This is a genomic window from Rahnella variigena (genome assembly GCF_003610915.1).
Lineage (GTDB): Bacteria > Pseudomonadota > Gammaproteobacteria > Enterobacterales > Enterobacteriaceae > Rahnella > Rahnella variigena.
Genome location: NZ_NSDJ01000001.1, coordinates 4,058,637 through 4,075,811 on the forward strand (window position 1 = coordinate 4,058,637; position 17,175 = coordinate 4,075,811).

The following is a 17,175-nucleotide window of genomic DNA, read 5'->3' on the forward strand; positions in this document are numbered from 1 at the left end:
TTGCTTATTCTTCAGATTTAGCGTGTACGTTCCGCGATGGAAGATACCGCGCTGTTATTAGCGTTGAGTATGGTGTCGGTCATACTTCTGATGGCCGCATTGGTCTCAGCGGCCTTCTTGGCCGTTTGACTTTGGGTATTGGCCAGTTCGCTGTTAACATCGCGGTCGGCGCGAGCCAGCTCTGCCTCTTTCTGCTTCTCAGCGGCTGATACGCCAAATGCCCCTTCAACAGCCCCCTGCCCGGAACGAATACCCTGGTTGGCGTACTCGGCGGTAACACGGCTTTTCTGCGTCGCGAGCTGTACCGAATTGTGGGTATCGCGCTTAAGCGCGCTGGCGTGCATATCAGCAGCCTGCGGATGCGTCATGGTGGCCTCAACATCGCCGGACAGCTTTTTGTTCTGATGAACCATGGTGTCCTTGCCACTCTTAATCGCGGTCTGATGCTCGCGAACGCCAAGCTCAAGGTTGCGGGCCGGTTTCAGATTCTTGGTGATGGAAGTGCCTTCTTTATTTAGCGCCTTCATCTGGGTCGCGGTCGTTGCTCCCTGTCCTGCAATACCCAGCGCGCCGGAGGTGATCGCCCCGTTGAGATTCTGTCGAGCAGCCTCAATGGTTTTATTACCTGCGCGAGCCGCCGCATCTACGCTGCGGTTTGTTGCCGCCGCCGCCGCTTTGTTGGCATCTCGTTCAGCATTTAACATTACGGTGGTGATGGTATTGCTCACCTCGAGCTGCTTCATGGAACCCACAACGTTGATGAACCGTGGGCCCGCGGCATCTGCGGCGGTGATATCAGTGCCGCCTTCAACAGCGGGCTGCGAACGAGCTTGACCAGCGGAAGACGAAGCGTTGCTCACGGATGACTGACTGTCACTTTTCCCGATATCTGCCGATTTATTATTTGGCTGCGTAATATTGATCTGTGAAGTTAATACGCCAGGCACGGAGGCTGCCAGGCGCTCTGCTTTATTTGCATCCCCTTCCCCTGCGACGGATAATTTCACAGTTTTAGCCGGGGTATCAGTTTCAATATCTCCCCCTTTGCGTTTCTGTGCCGCAGATGATGCCTGAGTCATATCGGTACGCAGACTCTGCTTTTCCATCATCAACGACAGCATGCCCTCTTTTTTTGCGAGATCGGACATGTCATGGACATTTCTTTTCTCTTCCTGAATAACAACACTTTTTGTTTCGGTCTTAACGTCCTGCACTCGTAAATAACGTTCTGACGCACCAGCACCAATAATTGGATCGGACATAATTGATAAAACTCCTTTATATTATTGCGGGTAAAAAATAGTCCCGCCGTTTATCCGGCAACTGCACTCATCTGTTTAGTAATATATTTACCGGCCTGCGCCTGGTTTTCCGCAACCGTTGAGATATTGCGCACAATCTCACTGACCGATTCCATTCGATGGGTAAAGCTATCGATGGCGCGATTCATCATTTCGTTAAGCAAATCCTGAAGCGCTGCGTCCTTCATCATTTCAGCTCTGATCTTCGACGCTTCCAGCAGCATACTGGCCGCAACAATCCCGACAGCCGCCTGGCTTGAGGTATTGACCACGCTCAGACCCACCACAGCCTTCTGGCTGTAATTAGAAACCTTGGCCATTTGCAGCTCGTCTGCACCCAATGAACGGCCAAAACCTTTGCTTAGCCGCTTAATAACCTGGCCGATGGCACTGTCCATCAATTTTTGCATGGTAGATTTTGTGGCTTTTTCAGCCACTTCTTGCGCTACCTCTTCCGCAACTTCCTTCACCGCGGTGCGCACCACGTTTTTGGTGACGTCTTTAACGACCTCTTTTTCCACTTCAACAGCAACATTTTTGGCCATGGTCTTGCTGGCTTCTTCTGCCACGTCGACACCAATCTTTTTCATCACCGTGCCAAAAACTTTGCTCATCACGCTACCCGCCACCATTACACCGGCGACAAGTACCGCCGCCGCCGCGATCGCGCCCAGGATTTGTCCCACCATATCTGCCGTGTCTTTATCGACGCCGAAGGATTGAAGAATGGCTGAGAATATTTTGCCCATCATCTCCATCAGCGGTTTCACGATCGCATCCATCAGCGGCTGCATCGCGTCGGCCATAAACGAACGGCCGGTCACGGCCTGGCTTATCTCGTCACCAATCGCCAGCGCTAGCCCAACGGCCGCCAGTGCCAAAGAAGCGCCACCGGTGAATGCCGCAGCGGCAAAGCTGACGGCCGTAACAATCCAGCCCAAAATCTTGCCAATGCAGCCCATCGTCTTCTGCATTTCTTCAGCTTTACGCACTTCCTCTTCGTATTCCTTGGCCTTTTTCTCCGCGTCCTTGGCCGCTGCTTCCGCCAATTTCTGCTTCAGCTCCGCCGACGCCTGAAGATCGTCACTGGAACTTTTGTTAATCAGCTGCGCCATCAGGGCCATGAGGAATGTCAGGGTTTTAGACTCTGCGTCAGCCTCCTTACGCCGCTGTTCAATGGTGCTTTGCTGCTGCGGGTTGAACGACTCAACCATCTTCTGCGACTTAGCCTGCGTCGCATCTAATGCCGATCGGGAGCTTTTCTCCGCAGCTATTGCAGGATTCAACGTCTTATTAGCAAAGTTGTTATAGGCGGTTGTGGCCTGGGTGAGGTTAGCCTGCGCAGCGTTCACCGCCGTTTTAGCAGCATCAACCTTGCCCTGCAGTTCTTCAGAAACCGGGTCTTGTTTTGCGGCCTCGGCCTCAAGGGCCGCTAATTTTCTTTGCGCGTCATCAAGCGCAGATTGGGCCTTTCCGACATCCTGTGAAAGCGCATCCGCCTGCTGTTGCGCAGCTTTAAGCGCGTCAGCATCGCTGGCCCATTGCGTCCCCTGAAGCTCTAACTGGGCTGCCATCTCGGAATAGGCATTCGCGGCGCCATCCATCATGGCGTTGATGCCCTGCAGCTGGGCGAGCAGGTTACTCATCGACGTTTCATTCGTGAGCTGCATGACTTTCCCGAGCAATGCCGTCGCCCAGGCCGAAGCAGAAAGCTTCGCTTCGCTGCCGCTTTTTGCCGTGGCGGGCTCGCGGCTCGCCGGAGACTTAAGCTGAGGAATGTCCTGGTTATCTAAGTTCGTCCTTGGGGTATTCCCGTTGACGGTATTGATAGTCGATTTCAACAGCTTGAGCAGCTGATCGGGCTGCAGGGTTTGCAGCGCACCCTTAACAGAATTCAGCTGCGGATGATCTTTTAACTCCGCATTGCCGAGGCGTTTTGCCTGTGCGGTTTGTTTTTTTAACTCAACATCGCCCGCTTCCATCCCCGCCTGATGTTGGTCTACCGGCTCTTGGGTCGCTTGCTCCAGAATGACTGGTCGCGCCACCTGCCTGATTATCTCCATTATTATTCCTCATTAAGTTTCTCCTCTTCAGGAGTATCGGTCTTGTCATTATTTATTTTATTAAGCGCGGAAATATAGGCTTTCGCCTTTTCACTTAATAACGCGTCTTTACACCTGCTAATAACAATATCGAAGCATTTACGAGCCTGCACACTCTGTCGCAGCATCAGGTTACATTGACCGGCATAAAACATTGGCCTGAAGTCTTCTTTAGATAAGGAATAAGCAAGTGCATAAAATTCGATAGCTTTGGCATAGTTCTTTTTAAGCTGATAGACCGCCGCAAGACCCATTGCATATTCAGGGTTATAGAAATCATAAATGCACAGAAAACGGAACAGAGACTCAGCATCGTCCAATTTTCCATGATGATAAAAATCGTACGCCAGCTTATAAACGTCCTGCATGGTGTCATTAGGTACGGCATAGACATCCTTAAGCGTCGCCCCGTTTTGAATGGCATCCAGCAGGCTTTCAGCATAAGCATCGAGTTGCTCATCACTTTTAAATTCTTCTTCATCGTTGAGTAAATCCAACATATTTTTATTAGCCATTGCAGCCTCTTTCCTTATTAGTTGTTAACATCTAAAAACAGCCAATTAACCCAAAGGCGAACAGTGAAGAAGATATAATCATCATACTGTTGCGCCCCGGTAGTTAATACAAAAAAACCGCACAGGTGTCCGCTACGAATGGCCCGTTGGCGGTTGCTGACTTTCCGGCAATGTAGATTCGGCCTCCTCGTCGGCCGCCGCCATTTGGGTCATGCCCGCGGCTTCGACCTGACGCAGCCAGATAAGAATGTCCATAACGTCAATCAGCACATCATCATTTAGCGAAATGAAGCTGTACTGGCTATAGGTGCGATACAGCCTGCGGGTAAGCGGAATATTGCGTACTACCGGCACGCCGATTTTTTCCGCATAGGCAATCGCCGCTTTGGCTTTCATGTTGGTGCAACGCAGAGCAATAAAGGGCAGCGATGCCACTTCCGGGTTAAAATAGATCGCCATCGCGATATGCGTTGGGTTCGCCATCACCACCTCAGAATTTCTGACCGCGGCCATTTCCTCCCCGGAAAGTATCTCCTGGTGCGCTCGCCGTCTGGCACTTTTAATCTGTGGATTGCCGTCGCTCTCTTTACGCTCCTGTTTGACCTCATGTTTATCCATTTTGAGATCTTTGAAATGGAGAAAATATTCAACGATAAAATCTGCAATCAGCACAAAAACCGACCAGCCAATAAACACCAGCACGGCCTTCAGCGTCAGCGAAACCCAACAAGCAATAAGCCCGGCTATATCGGTCCGATAAAGCGTTAATGCCTGGCGAAGGTCGTTGTGAATCAGGCAGTAGCAGGTCGCCGCAAATACAATGAGATAGCAAACTGATTTCACCAGCTCTTTTACCGTGCGCATGCTGAAGATCTTTTTTACCCCTTCCACCGGGTTTAGCGCTTTGAAATTTAGCTTGATGGCTTCGGTTGCGATAGAAAACCCAGTCTGCAGCAAGGTTGCGGCCATACCCACCAGCGCACAAAGCGCAATAAATGGCAGGCTAAGCAGAAAGAAAATACGCATTAAGCCCATGAGGAAATCATTTATCCCAATCTGGGTGCTGTACAGCAGGGTCATGGAGTAAAAATGGGTGAAGTCACTGAAACTCATGCCATAGGCCAGGTAAAAGATCCCGGTCAGCAGTATCACCGTGGTAATAAGATCCTTACTTTTAAACGTCTGGCCCTTTTTAGACGAGTCCTTGCGCTTTTTACTGGTAGGCTGTTCTGTTTTTTCTGCCATAGAAATATTTCCTCAGGTAAGAAATTGCTGAAAACCTGAAAGCGAGAACATGTGTAGCGGTTTCTCAGATAGCGAATGAAAGCCGTAGAAAAGGAAAACTGCGAAGGCGATAAAGCTCTTGATGGTTAGAGACAGTGAAAAAGGGTTGAGCTGCGGGCAATAACGTGCGAACACGCCGAGCAACATTTCGGCGATCATCATCACTAACATCACCGGCGCAGCAAGGAGAATGCTGTTTTGCACTAATACCACCAGCAGATGTCCGGCCTGTTCCCAGTGAACACCTTCTAAGGAACTCCCTCGTGGAAACATTTGATAGCTTTGCACCATCACTTCCATAAGTAGCCGCATGCCTCCGCTGGCAAAAAAAATAGCACCGAAGGCAAAGTTTAAAAAACCCGATAATATCGAGCTTTGCACCCCGTTAACCGGGTCGATACTGTCACTGATTGTCGCGCCGCGTTGGTTATCAAGAATTTCACCGAGGCCGATGACTACCCAGAAAGGCATACACAGCGTAAACGCTAAAATTAACCCGATAATACATTCTTTAATTATAATAATAAGCCACCCCTGCTCTGGACTTAATACCGTTTCAAAGCAGGGCCAAAGACCGATGATCGTCAGCGAGATAATCGTGTTTTTAATAATAAGATTTGATAGAACCCGTTCGCCCAGTACCGGCAGCATATAAAAGACGATAGCCAGCCGCGCGTAAACGATGACAAAAGTCAGCACGCTGTGCTGAAAATTAAGATAGAACGCCACAAACAGCATATATTTTCCGTTTTAACGAAAAGCCATATAAAAAGCCTGAGTGGCGAAATTCGTCATTTCGGCTGAAAACCACTCCATCAGCATAAAAATGCTGGCAAATACCGCCAGCATTTTCAGCCCAAAAGGCAGCGTTTGTTCCTGAATTTGCATGATGGTCTGAAACAGGCCAACGATAATGCCAACGATGGTAGCAAAGGCGATAGGTACCGCCGTTAGCTTCAGCACAACGAGCAGCGCGGAGTTACCAATAAATAATACATTACTCATGATGTCATCAGATCGGCGTACTGGGCGATCAGTCCTTTGGTTAACAAACTCCAACCGTTCATTGACACGAACAGAATGAGCTTAATAGGAATCGAAATGGTCACCGGGCTCATCATCATCATCCCCAACGCCAGTAGGATGCTAGAAACCACCATATCGATGACTACAAACGGGACGTAAAGATAAAACGCAATTTTAAATGCGCTCTGTATTTCGCTTAGCGCATAGGCTGGCATCAGGGTCATGAGCGGCAGGCCCGTTAATTCATGGTCTTCCACCTCAGGCTCCGGCTCACCGGTTCTTTGCTGCTGTACTTTATTAAAAAAGCGGATTAAGTCATGATCGGAATAATTCACCAGATAAGCCCGGTAACTTCCCAACCCCTGATCCATAAGTTGAGTTACGGAGCTGCTGTCATTGAAGTCGATATGGTTTTCTTCAATATAGCCGGAAATTTTCTGACACACGGGCATCATGACAAAAGCGCTTAAAATAAGCGCTACGCCATTTAAGGTTAAGGTCGAAGGTACCTGTTGGATCCCGAGGGCATTGCGCACCATCACCAGCACAATGGAGAACTTAATAAAGCAGGTTCCCCCGGCAATAATAAAAGGCAATAAGGTGAAAAACGACAATATCGCAATTAAAGAAATATCATTACTCAACATCAGGCTGTACCATGTTACCTGGCAGGGTGGGGTTCACGTGATTAACCTCAACCGCCAGAGATCCGTTCTCCAGAGCCACCAACTCACCGCGGGCAAATAGTTTTTTGTTGAGGTAGATTTTAATATTTTGTTCTGCTTCTGGGGTCAGCGCCAATGACGTGCCCGGCGTTATTGCATCTAATTCCGCCAGTGTCACCGTCCGGCCATCCAGCACAAATTTAATATTGACGGGCAGACTGGTCCAGTCGTGCAAAACCTCATCTTCATAGTATTCCTGGTAATGCTCTTCTAACTGCTCTTCCACAATAACCTCCTGATTAGGGTAATAACTCAGTTTAAAAAGTCGGCGATCGCCTACCGCCAGATGGGGCAAGTTCTGTTTTATCAGCAGCAAATCCCCGGCAGCCACGTCTGTTAACTGGGCAAGGGAGAGCTGGCTGTATCCCAGCACGTAGTTCAGCTGGAAAGGCACCTGATTGGCGGAGATGGCCGGTACATGCAATGCGCGCTCCCCGCTCTGTGGCCAGTCAAGGCACAGCAGCTGGCAAGGCTCTGCGGGGATCGCAAGCGCCTTTTCCGGCAGGGCGCCTGCGGGTAGCGCAATCTGTATCGCATCCCACACCTGCTCCTCGACCAAAAAGCTCAGTTCGAGATGGTTTAACCAGCGCGCCAGATAGTTGAGGGGAACCTCCGACCAGGGGATATCGGGCAGGTGGACATCCATGTATCCGAGCCAGGCGTCGACGCTAAGCCAGGCCTGCGACCGGCTACCCTGCTTATCCTCAAGCTGCACCTGCAAATAGCGCTCCTGCCCGCTAAACTCAGCGATCTCACTACCAGGGTGATGGTTACGCAGCAGCTCAAGCGTCAGTTGGCGGCCGTCAAGCTTGCGTAAATGATCTCTCAAACTCATTCCTGATCCTCATCCTGCTGTTGCTGCTGCCGCCGCTGCTGTTGCTGTTCATCTCGCTCCTGCTGTGGGCGCAGAAGATCGGGGCTGAGACCTGTCAAATGGCCCATATTGCGAAGCAGCACATCCGCTGCACGAGCATCGGAAGGAAGCAAAGTGACATTCCCTTCCCGGCGTGCTTCGGTTGGCACAGAAATTCTGACCGAATGGTCGCCGGACCAGCGTTGAAACTGATAGTTCACTTCGAGCGTCTGGCCTTTGTTTTCGCCTTTCACCCCGCTTCCCAAACCGGCCTGAGTCTTCAGCTGCTGGAGCGTTGCGGGGCTATTTCTGCTTTGTGCCGCTGTTTCGCCCTGCTTTGGCACCACGTTCTCCGGCTGCTTCGCCCCCTGCCAAAGCGGTCTTGCTTCGCCAGAATCTTCCTTTATTCGAAACGGCTTTTCCTGGCGGCCCGCCTCAGCCTCCGGGGCCGATGTAGTGACGATGCCAGGGTTTACTACGGCGGCAGCCTGAGGGTGCTGAGCCGTGGTGGATTGATGAAGTTTTGTAGCCGCGTCTACGAGCGTATTTGTTGCAACCTTTACGGCGACAGACGTGGTGGATTGCCCCTCGGTTCTGGATGCGCTCGCCACAGCCCTGGTGCTTAACGGGCTGGTGACCTCGCCTTTTGGGACGACGACGGAGTTTTTGCCTGCGTTCTGCGTAGCCATCTGGCCAGCAACGACCAACGCCACCTGCCGACGCAGGCCATCGCCCTTCTTCGTCTGGCGTGCTTCGGCGGCAAGGCCCAAAGAGGCGGCAGCGACTTCTTTTGCAGCCTGCTTTTCGGTTTTCTGCAGGCCTCCCCCCTGCGCTAAGGAGGTCGTTAATCTAACCAGCGCACCCGGCGGTAGCATGGCGGCCAGCGAAATATTCTCGCCGCCCTCATCCTGCTTTTTCTTTTTCGCAATATGTTTTAGCAGCGCGTTGTCATCCGGCGTTGAATCGCCCTTCATCGCAACGCTCATACTGACTTCAGAAACTTTTTCGACCATAACCCGCAATCTCCTGAATTTCGTTTTCTGCATCATTGTCGCAGCGGCGTATATAATCGCGGCGCAGCGGCTGCAAATAATAAGAAAGTTTGTAGTGCTTTTTATCCAGCAGGCTCATTGCGGCGCGATGCTGCTCAAGATTGTGCTCCAGATTATATTTTTCATTTTCCAGCTGATTTATTTTATGAAGAACCAACTGCTGGTGAGTTAATAAAGCCCCCTGCTGTCTTATTCCCTTATAAATATCCGCACGGCTGTGTAAGCCGGAAGGGGTTAACATTTTTATCTGCTGGTTGATATCCGCGCACTCCTGCTGATGCTCAGCAATTGTCTGCCTTATTTTTGCTAATCGGTTTTCCGTTTTTACGATATCGCCCTGCAGAATCTGTTGTTTGCGCTCCAGCAGGGAGACAAACTCGCGCCCTTTACGCCACGCTTCCATATAAACTTTCCAGACAGGCCTGCATGTCGGTTTTTTCGTCCATGCTTTGTTGGAGAAAAGCTTCCATCTGGTTTTTGTGATCAAAAGCGGCATCGTTTTCCGGATTCTCGCCGCGTCGATATTCGCCGAGATCCAGATAGAGCTGCATCTCTTTTTGACGTACCAGATATTCACGAAAGCGTTTTGCTAACTGACGGTGTTCCGGGTCTGTTACCTGTAAAAATACGCGGCTAATGCTCTGCATAATATCAATCGCCGGATAGTGTCCTTTCGCGGCCAGCTTTTTGCTGAGATAAATATGCCCGTCAAGAATCGAGCGGACTTCATCGCCAATGACATCCGACTCTTCCTCATTTTCAATCAGCACCGTATAAAAGGCGGTGATGGAACCGGTTAAAAACCGTCCTGGCCGCTCCAGTAATTTCGGCAAGGCCTCAAATACGGATGCCGGGTAGCCTCTTCGGGCGGGCAGCTCTCCCATACTTAGCGCCACATCACGCAGCGCTCGCGCATAGCGGGTTATTGAGTCTATAAACAGAAGTACGTTTTTACCCTGCTCGCTAAAGAACTCGGCTATCGTCGTGGCAATCTGCGCCGCGTTGCAGCGCTCAACACAGGAACGGTCTGACGTTGCGTAAACCAGCACGATCTGTGAACAGCGCGACGAACGCTTTAGCTCTTCAACAAACTCGGTGACTTCACGTCCACGCTCGCCAATAAGCCCGATGACGTAGATATCCGCTTCGGAATGTTCAACGATCATGCTCATCAAAGAGGTTTTGCCGCAGCCCGCCGCCGCAAAAATCCCCATACGCTGCCCCTGGCCACAGGTCAGCAGGCCATCAATTGCCCTGACGCCGGTCGCCAGAGATTCAGCGATAGGCTTACGCTGGGTAAAATCTTTAGGCGCCCCGCAGGCCTCCAGGCTATGCGCACCGGTCAAACTCTGCTGCACGGCGTTGTCCAGGCGCCCGCGAACAGTACCGGTTGCGTCAATGATTGCCCCGGCAATATTTTTATGAACATCGATACGAAAAGGCTTGCCGGTCGGCAGCAGGACATTGCTGCGTGAAAAGCCCTGATTATCGTTAAGCAAGCTCAGTAACGTATGCTCCTTATTGAATCCAATCACCTGGGCCGTCCCCAGCACTTCGGGTTCAAGTAATGATTTCTGAATCTCGCATATCTCACCAATGCGCGTCCCCGGCAAATGCGCTTCAATCACATTTCCCTGAATACGTAACGGGTGTGCTAGATGAACCAGGCATTTGGCTACCATTGTGTGAACCTCAGTAATTAAACCAGTACGGCGCGGTATTCCTGCAAAATACTCAGGTAGTTATCCAGCATCGATAAAAAATCATCCGGCGCCTGCAGGTATTTTTCTTTCACCTGAGCACGCAGTTCAATATTGCCGTCAACGGGGTATAAACACGGCTGTCCGGTGTAAAAATACTCTTCGTTGTGATTAAGCATCAGGGGCAAAAGGCTCGCGCTGCAATAGCTTAAAGAGGCTGGAGCCTGCTCAACAATTTTCGCCCACACCCATACTTCATCATCTTCACTTCTGACGTGAATAGTTGGAATATCATCTTTCATATTCAGAGAGATGGTTGAGTGGTTGCTCAAATCGCTATCCAGAATATCAGCCATCCCGGCATCTTTAAGCATGGTGGAAAGCAGTGCAACAACGTCGTATTTCATTTATTACCTCAATTAATTTTCTAACGAACCAATGACATCAACATCCACGCCGGATGCAACATCGCCATAAGAAAGCACTTCCATTTCCGGGTAGCTTCCTTCAATGATTTTTTTCACAAAGCGACGAATATCCAGTGACACCATCAAAATAATATCGCGAGCGTTAGCGCCATTGCTGCTAATGCACTGCTCGAGGCTTCTGATAATACTTTCAGTTTCCGGTGGCGGCAGATTGATAAATGTCCCGCCAGAAGTTTGGCGAATTCCACCACGAACCAGGCTTTCCATATCGTGCGACATAACCAGGGTGCGAATTTGCCCGTTGGCCGCAAAGCGGTTAGAGATATAACGTGATAAAACGCTGCGAACGTGCTCCACCAGCATAATGGGGTCCTTTTCCTTGGGTGCCCATTGAACTAAGGCCTCAAGAATCAGACGCATATTGCGAATAGAAATACGCTCCTGTAATAGCCGCTGGAAAACTTCGGTAATACGCTGCACGGTATTATTTCGATAACACTCTTTGAGTAGCTCAGGATATTTTTTCTCCAAATCGTCAAGCAGCGTTTTGGCCTCCTGAATGCCGAAGAACTCGGAAATATTGTGCACCAGCAAAGTTGAGACGCAGGCATAGAATTCATCGATCGCCGTTCTTGAATAAAAACCAAGCTGTAAGGCGGTTTCACTCCGTTCTTCAGGGATCCAATAAGCGAAACCCTGAGCCGTTTCTACCGCCTGCACGGTAGAGTCAATAACTTGCAGCTCGTCGCCACGCATCAGCACTTTGCTCATGCCCGGTAAAATGTCATACGTGGCAACCTGAATTTCATTGATTGAAACCGTTAGCTTGCCGCGCACCATTTGCTGGTCGTAGTTCATCACAACTTCCGGCAGACGAACGCCGTACTCAATAAAGAAGTTACGTTTGAGCAACGAGCACAAATTATGCTCCTGGAAATAGTTCTCGTAGCCTTTCCAGGCGGTAATGATGAGCGGAATCGTTTCTGGGATGTACTCCCCGTCGATCATCACCGGTTTGCTTTTCAGTACCGGTTCTTCATCTTCTTCTACAGAATTAACTGTCGGCTTTTTACCTTTTTTAGCATCAAGCTTATCCTTGATGAAAATGCCTAATAGTAAAGCTGCCAGCAGAACGAAGACCGGCAACGGAAAGCCCGGCAATAGCCCCAGAGCAATAGCCAATACGGCCGTAACAAGTAGGATGAATTTATTATGAAACATATCCTGCAAGATTTTTGCGCCGAGGTTCGTGTTCTCACTGTTATTGACGCGGGTGACGATCAGCCCACCGCTTATGGAGATTAACAGCGCCGGAATTTGTGCAACCAGAGCATCGCCGATGGTCAATAGAGTAAATACAGACATCGCATGAGATAAATCCATGCCGTGCTGTAATGTGCCCACCGCTATCCCGCCCAGTAAGTTCACGAAGATAATAATGATCCCCGCAATGGCGTCGCCCTTAATAAACTTCATCGCACCATCAAGCGCGCCGTATAACTGGCTTTCAGCTTCAAGATCGCTGCGGCGACGCTTGACTTCTTTTTCATCGATAACCCCTGCCTTGAGGTCAGCATCAATGCTCATCTGTTTGCCCGGCATGGCATCTAAAGAGAATCGTGCAGCCACTTCCGCGATGCGCTCCGACCCTTTGGTGATGACGATAAACTGCACGATAGTAACGATGAAGAAGATAACAAAGCCCACCACCAGGTTATCCGCAATGACGAACTCCCCGAAGCTGGCAATAATTTCCCCGGCGTCGGCATCCGCCAGCACCAGTCGACTGGTACTGATAGAGATTGCCAAACGGAATATCGTACTAATTAGCAGAATTGATGGAAAAGTCGAAAAATCCAAAATCCTTGTAATATAAAAAGAACCCAAAAAAATTAGCAGTGCCATCGTCAGGTTAAGTCCAATAAGGAAATCAACCAGGTATGTCGGCAACGGGATAATCAACATCACCACGACCATAATCATTATCGTTAAGATAATAAGCTCTGGCCTGTTACGAATTTCGAGAATAAATCTTCTAAGCATGAGTAGTTGCACATCAATCCATGGCAGACAAACTAGTTTGCCTGCGACTATTTGTAATATTCATTCCAGATGCCGGTATTTTTCTCTTTTTCGAGCATTTTATGCAGCAAAGCAGCCAGATGATTGACAATAACTTCCCGATAAAGCGTATCGACGAAGAGGAACTCAGGCGTCATATTATAAACATTGCGCAGTTCTTGAATGACCATCGACCGCTGCTTGAGCAGCAGCAATGACATAAAGTTTTTACTGAACTCTTTTAACGCCAATTTAAATTCGTCAGTATCCACTAAACCCGCTATATAAAGCCCTACAATATCGGCCTCGCCCAGCATCAGCTGATTGTTTCTCATCTGTCCCCAAAACGGGAATTTAGCAAAACTTTCATTTAGCAGCTGGTCCAGCGTGTGGAGCAAGCGTGCATCTGACAATTTTGCGCTGAGTGGGCCAAATTCAGAAGAATGAATTCCGGGTTCATTGGCCTTCATATCAGCAATCAGAGCCGACAGTGTGAAAGCCAATAAACGCGTTCTGTTCTGATAACCGTAAACATCAATCCAGTCTTTGTAGATAAAGCCTGCGGGCATCTCTAGTTCAAGAAAATTAAGATAGCTATTGCGCAGGTCCTTTGCCGACAGGGGCCTGTCACCGCTACCGTCGCTGAACCGTTTTGCCAGGCGACCTACATTCATTCCTGACTGCATTTTTTTGGTGTCGCCAAATTTTTCTAAATCGGCGATCGCTTCTTTGATTTTCTTCTTCTGAAGTTCAGACAGCTGGCGGCTCAACAGCATTTCACGCAGCGCGAGCATTAAATCGCTGTCATCTGGGAAAAGCTGGCGGGCGAAGTTCAATAGGTTATTGAGGTCACGAAGCTTGGTCACATGCTTAATTAATGTGTCCAGCTTTTCATCTGCCAGATCCTCAAGCATAGAGGAGACAAAATCGTTATCTGCGCTGTCGTTTTTACGCCCGGCTTTGCTAAAGCGACCAAATGCGCTGAGGAGATCGGCCATTTCCTCTGCGGCATTACTCATCTCTTCCTGCAAATTAATAGGCAGCGCTTCTTCGCCCGCATCAAATACGGGCTGGCCTGCTGCGCTACGGTTTTCCAGGATTTGCGGTTCAATGCGATTAAAATCAACGCCAGCAACAGAACGAATGTCCATAACTCACCTGGTCCTTAATTGTTTTTCATCGTTTCACGTAACATGGAGACCGTCGATTTCAACGTTACCTCGTTCCCCACCCAAGTTCGGCCCAGCACGGGGTTATTTTCCTCCGGTCCCCGACCCTGCCAGGTTTCGCCGCTTGCCAGTAAACCTGGCTGTATAAGGAATAAGCGAACCATTTTCTTGTGACTGGTATAGCTGTAATCAAACAGCTTACCCAACACAGGAATGTCGCGCAGGAGCGGGATGCCCACGCTGTGATGTTCATCCTGATCGCGGCTGTAGCCACCGACCAACAGGCTATAGCCCACGGGCACGCGCGCTTCCGTACTTATCTGGGTGTTATTCACCATTGGCAGGCTGTCGACATTTTCGGTTTTACCCTCAGAGTTGAGAGGCAGCCCGCCATCCTGAATATTCAGGATCATCTCAATCTCCTGCTGGCGCTGCGCCAGACGCGGCAATACGCTAATCATGGTGCCGTAGGTAATCTTTTCGAGTGAGGAGTTACGCTCACCTACCAGCTTGGCGTAAAAGCTGCTGTTATTATCAAATAGCGCCGGAACATTTTCCTGAGTCAGGATCTCCGGACGTGAAACCACCTGTGCATTGCCTTTTTGCGCAAGTGCGGATACGTCCGCCAGAAAATGAATGCTGTTTTCCGGAGTCAGTGAACTGGTATTAAAAGCAACGCCGGTATTGCCTATTTTTGCCGCACCCTGCCAGCGAATTCCCAGCTCGTTAATATCATCCTTCGAAATATCAATGATCCACAGCGACAGCTGTATCTGCTGTTTAGGTACATCAATTGCGCTGACTAAATCCTCAACAAAACTTACCTGCCTTTCGGAACCCTGAATGAGCAAGCTGTTGGTATCCGAATAGCCGACAATATTGATGGACGATTGGCCGAGGGAATCTGACTCATACTCCCGTTTCGCCGATGACCCCGAATTAAATGAAGGCAACGGCGGAAAATTTCCCTTTTGTGTGGCCGAAGCGGCCTCAAGCGCGCCTCGCGTATCATTATCTACGGTGATGTTCGCCCCGGCTGGCGCTGAACGTCCTCCACGGCTATCGCCTGAGTTATTCAGCAGCTGGTTCAGCACCGTCGCAACGCCCGGCACGATGACAGGGCTGTCGCGCTGGGTAAAGGTGCGATCGTTCACAAAAGTATTTTTAAGCTTGATCACGCGGATCGTGTTTTCACCCGTTCCGGGACGGGCATAGGTTGCATCAATATACTTTGCAGCCGCCGCGATAAGTTCGACATAGACCGGCGGCCCTGAGACATAAAAAGAGCCAGAGCGCCCGTCTGAACGCAGCGGGAAACGAGCGTCGTACAGCCCTGAGGACTTGATGAAGGCAACCAGCCGGTCAAACGGCGCATAGGACAAGCGCACAATGCTGCTTTTGATTTCGCTGGCATCGTAAACGTACACAGAGCTGCCATCGTCATACCAGATAAGCCCGGTACGTGAAGCCAAGGTATTTAACAGCTCCTTCGGCTTGCTAAGATCGAAATTTCCTGAGACCCGTTTTTTGGCCGCCTCCGTACTGACAACAAAGGGTTTATTCAGCGCGCCACCGATCACAAAAAATAGCTGTTGAACGCTGTTATTACTGGCGACGTAGGTATTTTCGTCATCCCGCGAACCGTTACGGACATCGACTGGGCCCCCCGAGTAATCCTGGGTATCCAATAATGCGCCGACCGCCGAATTACAGCTCAATACTCCCAGCAATAAATACGGCAGATAGCGGACCGGCAGTTTCGCAACCATCTTATTCATGAAGCAAGCCTTCCAATTTTTTAAACTCCCTCGGTGTAATGCCAAACAGTGATTTTATTTCACTAGAAAAATGAGACGACGACGCATAGCCGTTATTTCCTGCGATAGCCGCAATTGAGTTATCTTTTTCAATCAACTGCAGGGCACTGTGCGCCGCTCGCCAAAGGCGTAACTGTTTTTTTGGCCCCCGGGTAAAAGCATGGTGGCAAAGCTTCCTGAAATAGGATTCAGATACGCCGTAGATCTTACTGGCATTACCAATCTTATGACTGTCACTCTCTTTATCTTCATTCATTACCTGAGATAACAGAAAATGGGCAATCCAATAGCTTTCGACATTCCTGACAAACGAAAAGAGATTTTCCAGGCGGCGATCCTGAGGCTTTAATAATGTAAAAATCAACATCCCCATCAGCGATTTGCATTCATCGTCCACTAAAATTGCCAGATTCCGCTCGGTGTGCATCAGTAACGAAGTATTTGTCTCCCCTATGCGCGGCTCGGCGTTAACGCTGCGAGATTTAGCCTGATAATCCAGGAATGAAAACAGCGTGCTGGCCTGTGACATCGACAGTATTTCAACCATCCAGTCACCCCGAAATGCGATCTCCATGTTATTCAGGGTCGATAGCACAATGGGTTGAAGAATATTATTCAGACGATCGTCATAGTTCTCCCTCAGTTCACCTGAGGCAGATACGCTCATAACGGATTCACTATTTAGCGGTCGCGCAAACAACACGCCGTTATTTAAATCGATACATTCGTCACTCACGTAAAGCGGCATTTCCGCATTTGCGCTATCATTTACGCGTTGCCGCATTATGTTTTTCTGATGGCATTGAGCATTGCTATCTAGCATAGTTTTCTCTTACCTCAGCTTTTATTTAGAAATAATATTTAAGCACTTGATTAAGAACTATCTAATACAGCGCCTCGAAGTGCCAGTGAATTTATCAGAAAATCCTCGTTCGTCAATGCAAGTTGAAAGAGATAAAAAAAGAATAAAAATCATAAAAAAAGCTTCAACAAAAAATCAACAGACAATGTTGAGTTTAATAATCGGTAGCGCTACAGTGTGCCGTCTTAAAGATGCAATATCCGTATGCCGTCAAATAAATTCATCGTGAATGTAAAAATATTTTTCCATTCGCTAGGCACTTCATTCCTTTTGAAAACGT

Annotated in this window: 16 protein-coding genes; all 16 read right to left on the reverse strand. The window is 49.3% G+C overall.

The window, feature by feature from the left end:
* Nucleotides 1-17: 17 nt before the first annotated feature.
* Nucleotides 18-1,262, reverse strand: a complete 1,245-nt coding sequence (locus CKQ54_RS18565) for a type III secretion system protein (RefSeq protein WP_120161705.1) — start codon at nt 1,260-1,262, stop codon at nt 18-20.
* 50 nt (nt 1,263-1,312) lie between these two features.
* Nucleotides 1,313-3,364 (reverse strand): type III secretion system translocon subunit SseC family protein, encoded by a 2,052-nt coding sequence (sctE, locus tag CKQ54_RS18570; protein WP_120161704.1) that lies wholly within the window; start codon nt 3,362-3,364, stop codon nt 1,313-1,315.
* A 2-nt stretch (nt 3,365-3,366) separates the two neighbouring features.
* Nucleotides 3,367-3,918, reverse strand: coding sequence for a type III secretion system translocator chaperone SicA (gene sicA / locus CKQ54_RS18575; RefSeq protein ID WP_120161703.1), 552 nt, complete (start codon nt 3,916-3,918; stop codon nt 3,367-3,369).
* A gap of 132 nt (nt 3,919-4,050) precedes the next feature.
* On the reverse strand, nt 4,051-5,163 hold the full coding sequence (locus CKQ54_RS18580) for an EscU/YscU/HrcU family type III secretion system export apparatus switch protein (protein WP_120161702.1): 1,113 nt from the start codon (nt 5,161-5,163) through the stop codon (nt 4,051-4,053).
* Between the two features lie 12 nt (nt 5,164-5,175).
* Nucleotides 5,176-5,940 (reverse strand): type III secretion system export apparatus subunit SctT, encoded by a 765-nt coding sequence (gene sctT / locus CKQ54_RS18585; RefSeq protein ID WP_112287155.1) that lies wholly within the window; start codon nt 5,938-5,940, stop codon nt 5,176-5,178.
* 12 nt (nt 5,941-5,952) lie between these two features.
* Nucleotides 5,953-6,207: a type III secretion system export apparatus subunit SctS gene (gene sctS, locus CKQ54_RS18590; protein ID WP_112287156.1), complete on the reverse strand. Its 255-nt coding sequence runs from the start codon at nt 6,205-6,207 to the stop codon at nt 5,953-5,955.
* Entirely contained in the window at nt 6,204-6,875 is a 672-nt protein-coding gene (locus CKQ54_RS18595; protein WP_112287157.1) for an EscR/YscR/HrcR family type III secretion system export apparatus protein, read from the reverse strand. The genes sctS and CKQ54_RS18595 overlap by 4 nt, the downstream gene beginning before the upstream one ends.
* Nucleotides 6,865-7,788 carry a FliM/FliN family flagellar motor switch protein gene (locus CKQ54_RS18600; RefSeq protein ID WP_120161701.1) on the reverse strand — a complete coding sequence of 308 codons (924 nt, stop codon included), beginning with the start codon at nt 7,786-7,788 and terminating at the stop codon, nt 6,865-6,867. Before CKQ54_RS18600 ends, CKQ54_RS18595 begins: the two co-directional genes overlap by 11 nt.
* Nucleotides 7,785-8,819, reverse strand: a complete 1,035-nt coding sequence (locus tag CKQ54_RS18605; RefSeq protein ID WP_167459647.1) for a SpaN/EivJ family type III secretion system needle length determinant — start codon at nt 8,817-8,819, stop codon at nt 7,785-7,787. The genes CKQ54_RS18600 and CKQ54_RS18605 overlap by 4 nt, the downstream gene beginning before the upstream one ends.
* Nucleotides 8,800-9,261 (reverse strand): type III secretion system protein, encoded by a 462-nt coding sequence (locus tag CKQ54_RS18610; protein ID WP_120161699.1) that lies wholly within the window; start codon nt 9,259-9,261, stop codon nt 8,800-8,802. The genes CKQ54_RS18605 and CKQ54_RS18610 overlap by 20 nt, the downstream gene beginning before the upstream one ends.
* Nucleotides 9,245-10,540, reverse strand: coding sequence for a type III secretion system ATPase SctN (gene sctN, locus CKQ54_RS18615; protein ID WP_112287161.1), 1,296 nt, complete (start codon nt 10,538-10,540; stop codon nt 9,245-9,247). The genes CKQ54_RS18610 and sctN overlap by 17 nt, the downstream gene beginning before the upstream one ends.
* 17 nt (nt 10,541-10,557) lie before the next feature.
* Complete coding sequence (locus CKQ54_RS18620; RefSeq protein WP_112287162.1) at nt 10,558-10,965, reverse strand: InvB/SpaK family type III secretion system chaperone; 408 nt, start codon at nt 10,963-10,965, stop codon at nt 10,558-10,560.
* Nucleotides 10,966-10,977: 12 nt separating this feature from the next.
* Nucleotides 10,978-13,029 carry an EscV/YscV/HrcV family type III secretion system export apparatus protein gene (locus CKQ54_RS18625; protein ID WP_120161698.1) on the reverse strand — a complete coding sequence of 684 codons (2,052 nt, stop codon included), beginning with the start codon at nt 13,027-13,029 and terminating at the stop codon, nt 10,978-10,980.
* 47 nt (nt 13,030-13,076) lie between these two features.
* Complete coding sequence (gene sctW, locus CKQ54_RS18630) at nt 13,077-14,198, reverse strand: type III secretion system gatekeeper subunit SctW (protein WP_120161697.1); 1,122 nt, start codon at nt 14,196-14,198, stop codon at nt 13,077-13,079.
* Nucleotides 14,199-14,212: 14 nt separating this feature from the next.
* On the reverse strand, nt 14,213-15,994 hold the full coding sequence (gene sctC / locus CKQ54_RS18635) for a type III secretion system outer membrane ring subunit SctC (protein ID WP_112287165.1): 1,782 nt from the start codon (nt 15,992-15,994) through the stop codon (nt 14,213-14,215).
* The gene (locus CKQ54_RS18640) at nt 15,987-16,856 is read right to left on the reverse strand and encodes a helix-turn-helix domain-containing protein (RefSeq protein ID WP_120161696.1); all 870 of its coding nucleotides are present in this window, start codon (nt 16,854-16,856) and stop codon (nt 15,987-15,989) included. Before CKQ54_RS18640 ends, sctC begins: the two co-directional genes overlap by 8 nt.
* Nucleotides 16,857-17,175: the final 319 nt, after the last annotated feature.

What these genes read in the sequence shown, in the direction of transcription:
- CKQ54_RS18580 (WP_120161702.1), bottom strand. Translation starts at nt 5,163, where the DNA reads ATGGCAGAAAAAACAGAACAGCCTACCAGTAAAAAGCGCAAGGACTCG.
- sctN (WP_112287161.1), bottom strand. Translation starts at nt 10,540, where the DNA reads ATGGTAGCCAAATGCCTGGTTCATCTAGCACACCCGTTACGTATTCAG.
- sctS (WP_112287156.1), bottom strand. Translation starts at nt 6,207, where the DNA reads ATGAGTAATGTATTATTTATTGGTAACTCCGCGCTGCTCGTTGTGCTG.
- sicA (WP_120161703.1), bottom strand. Translation starts at nt 3,918, where the DNA reads ATGGCTAATAAAAATATGTTGGATTTACTCAACGATGAAGAAGAATTT.
- CKQ54_RS18605 (WP_167459647.1), bottom strand. Translation starts at nt 8,819, where the DNA reads ATGGTCGAAAAAGTTTCTGAAGTCAGTATGAGCGTTGCGATGAAGGGC.
- CKQ54_RS18625 (WP_120161698.1), bottom strand. Translation starts at nt 13,029, where the DNA reads ATGCTTAGAAGATTTATTCTCGAAATTCGTAACAGGCCAGAGCTTATT.
- sctC (WP_112287165.1), bottom strand. Translation starts at nt 15,994, where the DNA reads ATGAATAAGATGGTTGCGAAACTGCCGGTCCGCTATCTGCCGTATTTA.
- CKQ54_RS18640 (WP_120161696.1), bottom strand. Translation starts at nt 16,856, where the DNA reads ATGCTAGATAGCAATGCTCAATGCCATCAGAAAAACATAATGCGGCAA.
- CKQ54_RS18600 (WP_120161701.1), bottom strand. Translation starts at nt 7,788, where the DNA reads ATGAGTTTGAGAGATCATTTACGCAAGCTTGACGGCCGCCAACTGACG.
- sctE (WP_120161704.1), bottom strand. Translation starts at nt 3,364, where the DNA reads ATGGAGATAATCAGGCAGGTGGCGCGACCAGTCATTCTGGAGCAAGCG.
- CKQ54_RS18565 (WP_120161705.1), bottom strand. Translation starts at nt 1,262, where the DNA reads ATGTCCGATCCAATTATTGGTGCTGGTGCGTCAGAACGTTATTTACGA.
- sctW (WP_120161697.1), bottom strand. Translation starts at nt 14,198, where the DNA reads ATGGACATTCGTTCTGTTGCTGGCGTTGATTTTAATCGCATTGAACCG.
- CKQ54_RS18620 (WP_112287162.1), bottom strand. Translation starts at nt 10,965, where the DNA reads ATGAAATACGACGTTGTTGCACTGCTTTCCACCATGCTTAAAGATGCC.
- sctT (WP_112287155.1), bottom strand. Translation starts at nt 5,940, where the DNA reads ATGCTGTTTGTGGCGTTCTATCTTAATTTTCAGCACAGCGTGCTGACT.
- CKQ54_RS18610 (WP_120161699.1), bottom strand. Translation starts at nt 9,261, where the DNA reads ATGGAAGCGTGGCGTAAAGGGCGCGAGTTTGTCTCCCTGCTGGAGCGC.
- CKQ54_RS18595 (WP_112287157.1), bottom strand. Translation starts at nt 6,875, where the DNA reads ATGTTGAGTAATGATATTTCTTTAATTGCGATATTGTCGTTTTTCACC.